The 13,000-nt window shown below is 73.0% G+C and carries 9 protein-coding genes; 8 read left to right on the forward strand and 1 reads right to left on the reverse strand.

Annotation, left to right across the window (positions count from 1 at the left end):
• Nucleotides 1–34 precede the first annotated feature (34 nt).
• From LX15_RS01100 to LX15_RS01120, 5 genes are all read left to right on the forward strand, one after another.
• A complete protein-coding gene (locus LX15_RS01100) occupies nt 35–2,167 on the forward strand; it encodes a TOMM precursor leader peptide-binding protein (RefSeq protein WP_253667528.1) in 2,133 nt (710 codons plus the stop codon).
• Nucleotides 2,168–2,172: 5 nt separating this feature from the next.
• Nucleotides 2,173–4,491, forward strand: a complete 2,319-nt coding sequence (locus LX15_RS01105; RefSeq protein WP_253667529.1) for a SagB family peptide dehydrogenase — start codon at nt 2,173–2,175, stop codon at nt 4,489–4,491.
• The gene (locus LX15_RS01110; protein ID WP_253667530.1) at nt 4,488–6,176 is read left to right on the forward strand and encodes a PLP-dependent aminotransferase family protein; all 1,689 of its coding nucleotides are present in this window, start codon (nt 4,488–4,490) and stop codon (nt 6,174–6,176) included. The genes LX15_RS01105 and LX15_RS01110 overlap by 4 nt, the downstream gene beginning before the upstream one ends.
• Before the next feature lie 225 nt (nt 6,177–6,401).
• Nucleotides 6,402–7,631, forward strand: coding sequence for an MFS transporter (locus LX15_RS01115; RefSeq protein ID WP_253667531.1), 1,230 nt, complete (start codon nt 6,402–6,404; stop codon nt 7,629–7,631).
• A gap of 187 nt (nt 7,632–7,818) precedes the next feature.
• A complete protein-coding gene (locus LX15_RS01120; protein WP_253667532.1) occupies nt 7,819–8,400 on the forward strand; it encodes a TetR/AcrR family transcriptional regulator in 582 nt (193 codons plus the stop codon).
• A 175-nt stretch (nt 8,401–8,575) separates the two neighbouring features.
• Here LX15_RS01120 and LX15_RS01125 read toward each other — a convergent pair whose 3' ends face one another.
• On the reverse strand, nt 8,576–9,391 hold the full coding sequence (locus LX15_RS01125) for an SDR family NAD(P)-dependent oxidoreductase (protein ID WP_253667533.1): 816 nt from the start codon (nt 9,389–9,391) through the stop codon (nt 8,576–8,578).
• A 153-nt stretch (nt 9,392–9,544) separates the two neighbouring features.
• Between LX15_RS01125 and LX15_RS01130 the strand changes: the two genes are divergently transcribed.
• The 3 genes from LX15_RS01130 to LX15_RS01140 all read left to right on the forward strand — a co-directional run bounded on the left by LX15_RS01130 (nt 9,545) and on the right by LX15_RS01140 (nt 12,757).
• Complete coding sequence (locus LX15_RS01130; RefSeq protein ID WP_253667534.1) at nt 9,545–10,210, forward strand: TetR/AcrR family transcriptional regulator; 666 nt, start codon at nt 9,545–9,547, stop codon at nt 10,208–10,210.
• A gap of 283 nt (nt 10,211–10,493) precedes the next feature.
• The gene (locus tag LX15_RS01135; RefSeq protein ID WP_253667535.1) at nt 10,494–12,254 is read left to right on the forward strand and encodes a ribonucleotide reductase barrel domain-containing protein; all 1,761 of its coding nucleotides are present in this window, start codon (nt 10,494–10,496) and stop codon (nt 12,252–12,254) included.
• A 35-nt stretch (nt 12,255–12,289) separates the two neighbouring features.
• Nucleotides 12,290–12,757, forward strand: coding sequence for an NUDIX domain-containing protein (locus tag LX15_RS01140; RefSeq protein ID WP_253667536.1), 468 nt, complete (start codon nt 12,290–12,292; stop codon nt 12,755–12,757).
• Nucleotides 12,758–13,000: the final 243 nt, after the last annotated feature.

The raw sequence follows: 13,000 nt of genomic DNA on the forward strand, positions 1-13,000 counted from the left end.
CCGTCCCCGGATCCGCCGGGGCTCTGGAGGACACATGACCGAACCGTCCTCGTTGGTTCCCAGGGCCGATGTGCGTTTCCGGAGGTCAGGGGACGTCCTGTTCGTGTGCAGCAGCGACGGCCCCCCGCTGCGCCTGCGGTCACCCGTCCCGGGGAACGGGGACACGGGGTGGCGGGACCTGCCGGCCGACGCCGTGGCGAGCCTGGTCGCCAGGGGCCTGCTCGTGCCGGCCGACCAGCCGTTGCGGCGCCACCCCTCGTTCCACGCCGGCTCGGCCGGCCCCGTCCACGTGGCGGGGGAGGACGGCCTGTGCCGGGCGGTCATGTCGGCGTTGGAGCGCGCCGGTGTGCCCGTCGAGCCCGACACCCCGTTGCGGGCCGAGCTGGTCGCGCTTCCCCTGACCGCCGACGAGGAACGCCTCGTCGACGTGGCGCGCTGGGCGGCGCACGGAGGAAGACCCGTCATGGTCTTCGCGCACGCCGGCGCTCGTGTCTACTTCGGACTGCTGCGCCCGCCGGCGACGGCCTGTCCACTGTGTCTGGAGCGCAGGATCAGGGCCACCCGCCCGGACCGGGCGTTGGCCCGGATGCCGATGGAGATGTTGCTGGGCGCGTGGTCCGAGGAGCACTGGCCGAGCGCCACGGCGGCCGCCGGCCTGGTCGCCCACCACGTCATCCGCGCCGCGAGCGCTCCGTCCCGTGGCGCTGCCGCGGCGGCGGGCGCCGACCTCGCCGACCTCATCGACATCAACCTCGACACGGGAGACCGCACCAGCCACCCGGTGCTCCACCTCCCGTACTGCGCGGTCTGCGCGAACCTGGTCCCCTCCGCGCGGTCGGTCGCCCACGACGCGACCACCGTCACGATCGCCGAGAGCTGGCACCGGATGAGCCGGGCCGTGGACCCGCTCACCGGCATCGTGTCCGGTGTCCGCGTGTACGAGCCGGGCGAGCCCGGCTCCACCGCCGACGCCACCGTCGCCTGGGGGCGCGGCGGAACCGACACCACGTGGTTCTCTCCCGTCCGCGCGTCCTGTGTGGGCGGATCGACCAAGCACGACCCGTTGGCGGCCAAAGTGAGCGCCGTCGGGGAGATCCTGGAGCGCTACGCGGCGGGGATCTACTCGCCGGACCGGTTCCTGCGCGCCTCGCTGTCCGATCTCGGCCCGGAGGCCGTCGACCCCAGGGACCTCCCCCTCGGCTCGCCGACCGAGTACCGAACCACGAAGGAGAAGGTCTCGCCCTACGAGGACGATCTGGTGATCGACTGGGTCGAGGGCGCGGAACTCGACACCGGGCGGCGCCGCCACCTCCCCGCGATCGCCGTCCACATCCCGTACCGGCCGCCGCACGCGCGGGAGTGGCTGCTCAACCCCAACTCCACGGGACTGGCGGCGGGGAGCACGTGGGCGCAGGCCGTGCGCGGCGGCCTCCAGGAGGTCGTCGAGCGGGACGCGGCCGCGATCTTCTGGTACAACCAGCTCGTTCTGCCCACAGTGGACTGGTCAGGGCTTCCTCCCTGCCCGACGCGCGCCATCCTGGACCGGATGCGGCAGGACGGGATCGAGCTGTTCGTCAAGGACGTCACCACGGACGTCGGCGTCCCCGCCATGGCGGTGCTCGGCCGTCTCGACACGCCGGAACGGCCCGTGTCGCTGTTCGGCTACCGCGCCGACGTCGACCCGCACCGGTGCCTGTTGGGCGCGGCCGAGGAACTGGAGCACGTCTTCCGCATGTACTGGCGTTCGGTCGAACTCGGCGGTGCGCCGTCGCTGGACGAGCCACGGGACATCTGGGACTTCACCACGTACTACTGCCACGAGAGCCGGGTCTCGCTCCTCGACTTCGTGCGGGACGGGCCGGTGCGCCCGCTCCCTCCACCGCCTCCGGCCCCGGTGTCGGACGCCGAGGCGGTGGACCTCCTGGTCGGGCGTCTCTCCGCCGCCGGCCACCACCCGGTCGTCGTGGACCTCACCCCGGTCGACGTCGCCGAGTGCGGCGTCGTGGTCGTGCGCTGCGTCGTGCCCGGCCTCCAACCTGTCGGGTTCTCCACGACGTTCCGGCGCCTCGGCGGTCGCAGGCTGTTCGAGGCTCCCGTCCGGATGGGGCTGCGGGACAGGGCGCTCCGTGAGGACGAGCTGACACCCCACCCGATCCCGATGGGATAGCGACGATGGAGCCGCCGCGCGCCGCGCACCGGCTGTGCCGGAGGAACGCGCCGTACCGGATCGAGGTCGGCGGAGTCCTGACACCGACCGAACTCCGGCGCGCGCCGCACACCCTCACCGTGCTCCCCGACGCCTCGTGGACGCTCGCCCCGTCGACCGGGGAGCCGCCGTCCGCGCGCTTCCCGGACGCGTTCGTCGCTCCGGCGCTCCGCGACGCCCACGTGCACCTCCACCCCTTCGTCGACGTCGCCGACTACGTCGCGTACGGCGTCGTCGAGGTCCGCGACCTCGGGTCCCAGGTCGGGGCCGGGCAACCGCTCCCGACCCCACGGGACTGCGCCGACCCCGTCCCCGAGATCGTCCTGGGCGGTCCGCTGCTGGACCAGCCGGGACGGCCCCGGCTGCCGATCGCGTCGGAGTGGAACGACCCGGACGACGTTCCCGCGCTGCTCGACGCCGCCGTCGCCAGGGGAGCGCGGTGGGTCAAGCTGTACACCCGGTTTCCCCCCGCGCTGTTCCGGACGACGGTCGAGCAGGCCCACGCTCGTGGCCTGCGCGTCGCCATCCACCCACGACTGGGGGAGTGGGCCGAGGCCGTGCGCGCGGGCGTGGACGAACTCGAACACCTCGCCTGCCTCGTCCCTCCCGGTGAGGGAGCCGACGGCACGCACGCCGCGCACCGGCGGTGGTCCGAGCGCGAGCCCGGCGAGACGTGGCCGCTGCCTCCACCCGGCACGGCGCTGTGCCCCACCCTGGTAGTCCACCACCGGCTCGTCGAGGAGGCGGAACGCGGCTGGGCCTTCCCCGGGCACGACCCCGCGATGGTCCGGTACTGGCGCGAGGTCCCCGTCGTGGCCACGCCGTGGACCGAGGAGGAGATCGCGCGGTGCCACCGGGCCGTCGCCGCGATGACGGCGGCGGTGGGGGAGCTGGACCGCGCGGGCGTGCGGTGGGTGATCGGCAGCGACACGCCCAATCCCGGCCTGCGCGCGGGGCTGAGCATGTGGGAGGAGATGAACCTGCTCGTCGCGGCGGGACTGGACCGGATGGAGGTCTACCGGACCGCCGCGGTGGCCAGGGGGCTGGGCGAGGCCGGCTCCGAGCCGCTCGCCGTCCTTCCTCTGTCCACAGTGGATGGACCCTCGTTCCCGGTCCGGCCGCCCGAGGCCGTGCTGCTGCGGGGGTGCCTGTTCGTCGCGAACCACGAGTCGGAGGTCGCCATGTCCACCACCCGGTACCGACGGAACCCCTGGCTGCTCGTGGAGTGGGACGAGGGGGAGCGGGTCGTTGTCGTGGACTCCCGGTCCCAGCGCAGGTTCCGCATCGACCCCGCCCTGCTGGCCATGCTCAACCAGATCTCCCGGCCCGCGTCGCTCGGCGACCTCGACGTCCCCGGCTACACGCGGGACCAGCTCGCCGACCTGCTGCGCAAGATGGCCGACGCCGGCGTCGTGCGACCCGTCACCACCGGGAACGGCGACGGGGACGGGGACGGCGACGACCCGGCGCGGCGGAACGAGTGGACGCCCAGCGAACTCGCCGTGCACGCGCAGGCGTCCCGGGGCGGCAAGCCGAAGATGCGGGCGCGGGACATCCCGCCCGCCCGCCTGAACCACCCCGAGGCGATCCGCACGGTCCGGTTGCCCGTGCCCGCGCTGCCGAGCCGGCCGTTGGCCGAGGTGCTGCGCGCCCGGCGCAGCATCCGGGACTTCGACACCGCCCCGCTGACCTTCGACCAGCTCGCGTCCTTCCTGCACCGCGCGGCCAGGGTCAGGGGCTGGCTCGGCCCTGACCTGTGGCAGACCACCCGACGCCCCAGCGCCTCCGGTGGCGGCCGGCACAGCCTGGAGCTGTACCTGGTGGTGCGGAACGTGGACGGACTCGAACCGGGCGCGTACCACTACGACCCGTTCGACCACGCGCTGGAACAGCTCCAGCCGTGGACGTCGGAGCTGGACGGGCTCCAGCGCCGGCTCCTGTGCGAGGCGATGCTCGTGGAGACCCCGCCGGCGGTCAGCTTCTACCTCGCCTCCTACTTCCGGCGGGTGCAGTGCAAGTACGGGGCGATGACCCTCAGCATCATCTACCGGGACACGGGGTGCCTCCTCCAGACCCTCTACCTGGTGGCCACCGACCTGGGCCTGGCTCCCTGCGCGACCGCCGCGATCGAGACCGACCCGAGCCCGAGCTTCCTCGGGGAGCACCGCGAGGACTTCCTGCACACGGCCAACTTCGCGCTCGGCGTGCCCGCCGCCGTCGACACCTCCACCCCCGAGTTCCGGCCCCTGGCCGACCGAGGGACGGAGGGAGAGGCGAGCGGGTGAGCGCCGGAGAGGACGGGCCGTCGGCCGTACCCGACGACGCGCCGGGTGAGTCGATGGAGGACCTCTTCGCTCTCCCGCTCTCCGGCCTGCCCAAGGGCAGGGGACAGGAGATCCTGGGGACGCTGATGGCCTGCTTCTCGGCCAAGTGGCGGGCGCTCCTCGCCGGAGCCGAGGCCCCTCGGGTCGACTACCAGGCGGACCTCTCGCCCATGCTCGGCTTCCCGGTCGCCTACGTCGGCGACCCCTTCGAGGACGTCCGGCACGCCCCGCACCTCCGGGCCGTCGAGCGGGCCGTGGTGGGCTACTACGCCCGCCTGTGGCACGCCCGTCCCCGGTCATCCCGGCCGATGCCCGAGGACGCCTACTGGGGCTACGTCCTGTCGTTGGGCGCCAGCGAGGGGCTCCTCTACGCCTTGTGGGTCGCGAGGGACTACCTGTCCGGCAGGTCTCTTGTGTCCGAAGTGGACGGAGGTGTCCCGCGTCAGGTGTGGGTCCAGGACGAGCCGCCCGCCGGGAACCCGAACGCTTACACGCCGGTCGTCCTCTACTCCTCGGAGACCCACTACTCCGTCGCCAAGGCCGCGCGCATGCTGGCGATCCCCACGTTCTACGAGATCGGGTCCCAGCGCTACCCCCGGGACAACCCGCTCCGGCCGGGACGGCCGTGGCCGGAGGAGGCGCCCTGCCGGGGCGGCGACCTCGGCCCCGGAGCCGTCGACGTCGACGCGCTGCTCACCCTCGTGGAGTTCTTCGCCAGCAGGGGACACCCGATCCTGCTCAACCTCAACTACTGCACCGCCTTCAAGGGCGCCTACGACGACGTCGAGGGGATCTGCGCGCGGCTGCGGCCGGTCCTCGCCCGCCACGGCCTCGACCGGCGGCCGGTCCGGTACGGGCGGGACGCGCGCGGGAGGCCGCTGACCGCGCAGCGACGGGGGTGCTGGGTCAACGTCGACGGCGCGCTCGGCGCGACCTACGCCCCGTTCCTCCACACGGCGATCAGCCAGGGCCGCGTCCTGGAGCGGGACGACGCGGGAACACCCGTCCCGCTCCCGAGGTTCGACTTCGCGGTGCCCGAGGTCTGTTCGATCGTCACCAGTGTGCACAAGCGCATCGGTTCGCCGTGCCCGTGCGGGGTCCTGGTGACCCGACGCGACCTGCACATGACTCCGCCCGGCCACCCCGACGCCACCAGCGTCGGCGACACGACGTTCGGCGGCTCCCGCAGCGCCCTGGCGCCCCTGGTCCTGTGGGACTTCCTGGCGGGGCGGTCCGAGCGGGAACAGATCGACGAGGTCCTCGTGGCGCGGGAGCTGGCCGTGGAGGCCGAGCGCCGCCTCGGGGCGCTCGGGGCGGGCTGGGAGGTCCACCGCGCCCCGTGGTCCCTGGCCGTCTGGTTCAGGAAACCGCCGCAGGACGTCATGGACGAGTGCCTCCTGCTCTCCACCAGGCTGAACAGGGGCGGTGTCGCCGAGGAGTACGCCTGCCTCAACCTCGCCGGGCACGCGACCCGCGCTCGGGTCGACCGGCTCGTGGAGCGGATGGCGCGCCTGACTCCGCCGGCACCATCACCGTCACCACCGCCGGCACCATCCACGCCCTCCGCCCCCGGGTCGGACGGTGAGGTCCCTGGAGGCCCTGTCCGACGCCTCGCTCTGGTTCCCACGGATCGTCGCTGCCTCTGACCAGCGCGAACGCGGTGAGTCGCCCGCCGCCGACGGCATGTCGCGCGCGCCGAACGGCCCTGAACGTCCTGTGATCCGCCTTACGCGATCTTGCATGCGGGGAGGCTTCGCCCTAGAAACTCTAACGAGTGTTCAATTTGTTACGAGTGTTCAAGAAGTTGTCGCCCCACCGGAGGCTTCTCGTGTTCCACGTTCCCCTGGTCGAGGCGGGCGGGGGCGCCCGCCATGGCTAACCCGTACCGCGAGCTGTTCTCCGCCCCGGGATCGCTCGCCTTCACGCTCACCGGCTTCGTCGCCCGGTTACCGGCTGCCATGGCCGGCATCGGGCTCATCACGATGGTGTCCCAGTCGCACGGCTCCTACGGTCTGGCCGGCGCGGTCTCGGCCACGTTCACGGTGTCCACGGCCCTGCTCGGCCCGCAGGTCTCCCGGCTGGTCGATCGGGTCGGCCAGCGGCGGGTGATCCTGCCGACCGCCCTGGTCAGCGCGGCGGCCCTGGTGGCGCTCCTGCTCTGCGTCCGCGCTGACGCTCCACTGTGGACTTTGTTCGTGCTCGCGGCCGTCGCGGGGTGCCTGCCCAACATGTCCGCCATGGTCCGCGCCCGCTGGACCGAGATCTACCGCGAGTCGCCGCGCCTGCACACGGCGTACTCCTTCGAGTCTGTCGTGGACGAACTCACGTTCGTCATCGGCCCCGCCCTCGCCGTCTCACTGTCCACCATGGCCTTCCCCGAGGCGGGGCCGATGGTGGCGGCGGCGCTGCTCGCCGTCGGCGTCGTGCTGTTCTCGTTCCAGCGGAGCACCGAGCCCGAGGTCCGCGACCACCGGGAGAGCCGCGACGGGGCGACGATGCGGGTCGGCGCGCTCGTGCTGCTCGTGTCGACCCTCCTCGCCGGCGGGGTCATCGTGGGCACGGTGGACGTGGTCAGCGTCGCCTTCGCCGACCACCTCGGCAACACCGCCTCGGCCGGCGTGGTCGTGTCCGTCTACGCGGTCGGCTCGGCGCTGTCCGGGCTGGTCGTCGGCGCGCTCCGGATCAGCGTGCCGCTGCCCCGGCTGCTCGTCCTGTTCGTCGCGGGAACCGCCGTGACCACGCTCCCGCTCCTGCTCGTGACCGGCGTCGTCGGCCTGTCGGCCACCGTGTTCCTCGCCGGGGTCTTCTTCGCCCCCACCATGATCACCATCATGGGGCTGGTCGAACGGATCGTCCCCGCCGCGCGGCTCACCGAGGGCATGACCTGGGTCATCACCGGGCTGAGCGCGGGCGTCGCGCTGGGCGCGGCGGTCTCCGGCCGGGCCGTGGACGCGTTCGGCCCGCGCGGCGGGTTCGTCGTGGCCGTGGCCGCCGGCGCGCTCGCCCTGGCCCTCGCCCTGGTCGGCCAGGGGGTGTTGGCCAGGTCGATGCGGGGCGCCGAGGCCAGCCGGCAGGAGGTGGCCGTCGCGGACCGGGGATGAGCGGTCCTCGCACGCCGACGCGGTCCCGGTGGTCGCGCCCCTCCTCGTGGCAACGGGCGGGGCGCGACCACCGGGTACCGTCTTCCGGTGCCCGGAACCGGATGCGGGACAGCGGGCGGAACGTTCTGGGGCACGACGGAAGAACACGGAAAACACGAAGAACACGGAGAACACAGACGGGAGACCCATGGCCCACGACGTGACGACGGACGGTCGTCGACTGAAGGGGGAGCGCCGGCGACAGGAACTCATCGACGCCACGGTCCGCGTCGTCGCCCGCCAGGGCGTCTCCGGCGTGAGCCACCGCACCGTCGCCCGCGAGGCCGGCCTGCCCGCCACCGCCGCCGCCTACTACTTCCAGGGCATCGACGACCTCCTCACCGCGGCCCTCAGCACCTGCATGGACGAGGACGCCGACCGGCTGCGCGTCATCGCGGCCAACGCGGACGGCACCGAGGCCGGCCTGCGCGCCCTGGCCGAGCTGATGGGCGAGATCGTCACCCCGCACCCGAGCCGACTCCTCGCCGAGTACGAGCTGTACCTGCTCGCCGCCCGCTCCCCGGCGTTGCGCGAGCCCACCCGGCGCTGGCGGGACGCGCTGGCCGCGTTCGCGCGGTGCTACGTCGACGACCCCGTGCGGGTCCAGGTCTTCGTGGGCGCCTTCGACGGCCTGCTGCTCCAGGCGCTGCTGACCGACGAGCCACCCACGGTCGACGAGTTCGAGGCGATGCTGCGGGACCTGCTCGCCCCGAACGCCGACACGCGCTGACGTCGACTCCCCGAAGCGGACCGCCCGGAAGGCCCTGCCCTCACGCGACTGTCCTCAACCGACTGTCCTCAACCGACTGTCCTGAAGGGACTGCTCTGAAGGGTATGACCTGAAGGGACTGTCTGATGTCGATGATCCCGCCGCCGTGAGCCCTCGCGGCGCGACCCGGGGTTCCTCAGCGGCCGTCGAGCAGGGTTCGGGTCAGCGCGAGGAGCCTGGCGGCGGGCTCCGGGTCGAAACCGTGGTCCGCCAAGGTGATCCGCCGGTCCTCCACGAACGCGCTCAGCGGTTCGGCGGGCGGGTCGTCGACGCGCGCGACGATCGGCCGGATGCCCTCCTCCACCGGCTTGCCGAACCGCTTCAGCGACTCCACGTGCGCCGCGGTCTCCGCGTCGTACTCCCCGGAGAAGCTGGTGGCCACGCCGCCGGGGTTGAGCAGCACGTAGCGGATGCCGGACGACGCGTGCTCCCCGGCGAAGGCCACACCGAGCAGGTCGTTGGCCCTGCCGGCCTGGAGCTGCGCCGTCACGCCGTGGTAGTTCCCGCCGAGCCCCGGGTCATCCCAGTGGATCTCGGGCTTGGGCACGCCGGGGCCGGCGACGTTCACGACGACCGGCGCGTCCGCGCGGCGCAGTGACGGAACCAGCCCGTGGCTGAGCAGGAAGCGGCTCAGGTACTCCAACGCGAAGGTGTTCTCCAGTCCCTCGGCGGTGACCAGCCGCGTGGAGCGGAAGTGGCGCGCGCACAGCACCAGCGCGTCCACCACGGGAAACCCTTCCGTGATCCGCCGGACGACCCGCCGGTTCTCGCTGACCAGGCTCAGGTCCGCCCCGAGGAAGAACGCCCTGCCCTCCGCCCCGGAGGACGCCGCGGCGTCGAGGAACACCTGCCCCTTCCGCTCGTCGCGTCCCACGACGACCACGGTGTCCCCTCGGCGCAGCGCGGTGAGCGCGAGGGCCCTGCCCATCCCGTCGGTCCCACCGGAGATCACGATCGTTCTCGTCGCGTGTGTCATGAGGCTTCCCGTCATGGGTTGGAGGACCAGACCGGTCGTCGCGGGCGCCGGCCTCGTCAGGTGAACTGGTGTGATCATCAAACTAGACGCGTGGGTCTAGTTTGTCGAGCTGTTGGGTATGATTCCGCCGTGGGTGGAACCAGGACGTCCGGAGACCGGCGGTCCCCGGGGGCGCGCGGCCGGATCGACAAGCGACAGGCGATCCTCGACGCCGCGTTCACCGTCTTCGCCCGCGAGGGGTACGCGCAGGCCGGGGTGGACGTGATCGCGGCCGAGGCCGGCGTCGCCAAGGCCACCGTCTACAACCACTTCCGGGACAAGGAGAACCTGCTCCGCGAGGCGGTCGCCGCCTCGGCCGACCAGGCCATGGCCGAGAACATGGCCGTCGTCGGCCGACTGTCCACTGAGGACGGCGACCTCCGCGCGCGGATGGAGGACGTCGGCCTCCGGCTGCTCCGGTGCTACTGCGACGAACGCTCGTGGGCCCTGCGCCGGCTGCTGTCCGGCGAGATCAACCAGTTCCCCGACCTGCTCGACATCGTCCACGGGCACGCCGTCGACCGGGTCACCGAGGCCCTCGCCGACCGCATGGCCCGCCTGACCGTCGCCGGGGCCCTGCGCGCGCGGGACCCGCTCGTCGCGGCCGAACAGTTCGTCGCCCTGCTCACCGGGCCCGCCGAGACGCGGTCCCGGCTCGGCACGCGGGAGGTGCCGGACGCGGAGCTGCGCGCCGTGGCGCGGGCCGCCGTCGACACCTTCCTCCAGGCGTTCGGGGCGGAGACCACCGACCGGTAACGACACTCGGACGTATCTGGCGCGCACGGGTCGCCTCCTGACGATCCGAGTTCTCCGCCCGCAATCGACCGGTTCGTTCGCGACGGCCTCACGTCGCGGTTCCGGATGCGACGAACGGCGTATTCGCTGGCGGCCGTCGGCCTCCTTGTTGGGGTACCTGCCCGTCGGAGCCGTCTCCGGGCACCACACCGATGGTGTCGCCTCCGCAGTCCTGACCAGGGGGAACGGCGCGGTGTTGTGGCAGGACTTCCCGCCATCCCTCATTGAGGAAGGGTGCGCCCAGATGTACGCCTCGACCTTCCCGCACAGCACCGCCACCGACGCCTACCTGCGCGCGGGCCGGATGACCGCGCCCGAGGAGACCGCCAGGGACATGGTGAACCGCGTGGTCGCCACGCTCGCGGACGCCGACCGGCGTTTCGACCGCGCCGATCGCGCCGGCCGCGCCGATCGCGCCGGCCGTGCCGATCGCGCCGGCCGTGCCGATCACGAGGGCGCGGACGACTTCGCCGAGCGGCTCGGGGCCGCCATGGACGCGGGGCGGATCGTCTTCTCCACCCCGATCATGACCAACGCCGGGCGGCACACGGACCGGCCGCTCGCCGCGTGCGCCGTGCCCCCGGTGGACCTCCGGGGCGACCTCGCGGCGGTCAGGACGACCGTCGACGACTACCACCGGGCCGGCATGGGCACCGGGTTCAACCTCGACGACCTCGACGACCCGGTCGCGGTCCTGCGGTACCTCAACGACGTCGCCGTGCGCGGAGCGCGGTCCGGCGCCGAGGACCGGCCCGTCGGGAACATGGCGATCCTGTCCCTGTCCCACCCCAGGGTGGCCGAGTTCATCCACTGCAAGGTGGGCGCCGACGCGCGCGGGGAGGAGTGGAAGTTCAACATCTCCCTGGCCTGCACCGACGCCCAGATGCGTGCCGCGCGCGACGGGGACGGGCGGGAGCACGCGCTGCTCGTCGCGGCGGCGCGGGCCGCGCACGTCTGCGCCGACCCCGGCCTGGTGTTCGCCGACCGGATGAACGAGGCCAACCCGACGCCCGAGGTCGGCGCGTACGTCTCCACCGCGCCCTGCGCCGAGGTCGGGCTGGTGGCCGGGGAGACCTGCCAGTTCGGGTACGTCAACCTCGGCCGGTTCCACACCGGCTCCGGGGCGGTCGCCGTCGACCTCGACGCCCTCGCGGACACGGTCACGATCCTCGTCAGGGCGCTGGACGACGCGATCGAGGCCAGCCTGAGCCACTACCCCGACCCGCTGTCGGCCAGGGTGATGGCCGCCAAACGCAAGATCGGGGTCGGCGTGTGCGGGCTGGCGGACCTGCTGCTCGCCGCCGGCCGGCCCTACGACAGCGACGAGGGCAGGGCGCTGGCCATGGAGGTGCTGGCGTTCGTCAACCACGCGTCCAAACGCGCCTCGTGGGAGTTGGCCGTCCATCGTGGACCGTGTCCGGCAGTCCGATGTGGACGGTCGAGGTACGCCGACACCGCCTTCCTCGGGCGGTTCGCGGCCCTGCCGGTGAGCACGGTCTCCGAGGAGGAGTGGACGACGCTGGCGGAGGACATCGCCGAGACCGGGATGCTGCGCAACTCCTCCACCATCGCGGTGCCGCCGACCGGCCGCAGCGCCCTGGTGGTGGGCGCCTCCACCGGGATCGAGCCCCTGTTCCGCCTGTCCGAGCCGCACCTGCCGGGACGCGTGCACCCGGCGGCGCGGTCCGCGCTGGAGCGCGCCGGCCGGACCGACGTGCTCGACCACGTCGCGACCCACGGCCGGCTGCCGGAGGACGCCGACCTGCCCGAGGCGCTCCGCGCCCTGCTGGCCACCGCCACCCAGATCGCCCCCTCCGGGCACCTGGCGATGGCCGCGACCGTGCAGGCCTGCGTGGACGAGGCGGTGTCCAAGACGGTGAACCTGCCGGGGACCGCCGGACCGGACGAGGTCCACCGGACCTACCTGTCGGCGTGGGAGGCCGGCTGCAAGGGAATTACGGTCTACGTGGACGGCTCCCGCCAGGTGCAGCCGAAGGCGCTGTGACCCCACCGGGCGGACCTGGCACAGGAGATGAGCGGATGACCGAGTACGTGTTCGACACCGAGCACGACCGCTATCCGGTGGCGGCCCACGTGATCCTCACCGACCGCGCGGGCCGCGTGCTGCTCATGCGGCGCGCCGGCACGGGCTACGCCGACGGGCTGCTCGCCCTGCCGGCCGGGCACGTCGACCTCGGGGAGACGCCCAGCGCCTGCGCCGCGCGGGAGGCCGAGGAGGAACTCGGCGTCGTCGTGGACCGCCACGCCCTGACGCCGGCCGGGGTGATGTTCCGCCGCTCCCTGGAGCCGAGGGTGGACTTCTTCTTCAGCGTCGGCACCTGGGAGGGCGAACCGGAGATCCGGGAGCCGCACAAGTGCGCGGACCTCGTGTGGGTCGATCCCGACGACCTCCCGGAGGACGCGCTGGACTTCGTGGGACGCGCGATCACCAACGCCAGGACCGGCCGCCACTTCGACGAGTACGGGTGGGACAACTCGGACGGGTGAAACAGCACGCGGACGAGAGGGGAAGGGGGCGGCCGGCGTCGGCCTGAAGACGACGCCGCCCCACCCCGCCGGGGAGAGCGCCTCGCGGAGGGACAGGGACCTGGTCGGGGCGCCCGGTGGCGCGATCCGGCCCAGCGGCGTTCCCTGGGTCGGGGGCCCGGTGTCGCCGCACTGGGTCCCGGGACGCGGGGAGAATGCAGGAGAACGCACGGAGAACGTAGGAGAACGCCGACGGGACGGAGG

It is taken from the genome of Streptoalloteichus tenebrarius, assembly GCF_024171885.1.
GTDB lineage: Bacteria > Actinomycetota > Actinomycetes > Mycobacteriales > Pseudonocardiaceae > Streptoalloteichus > Streptoalloteichus tenebrarius.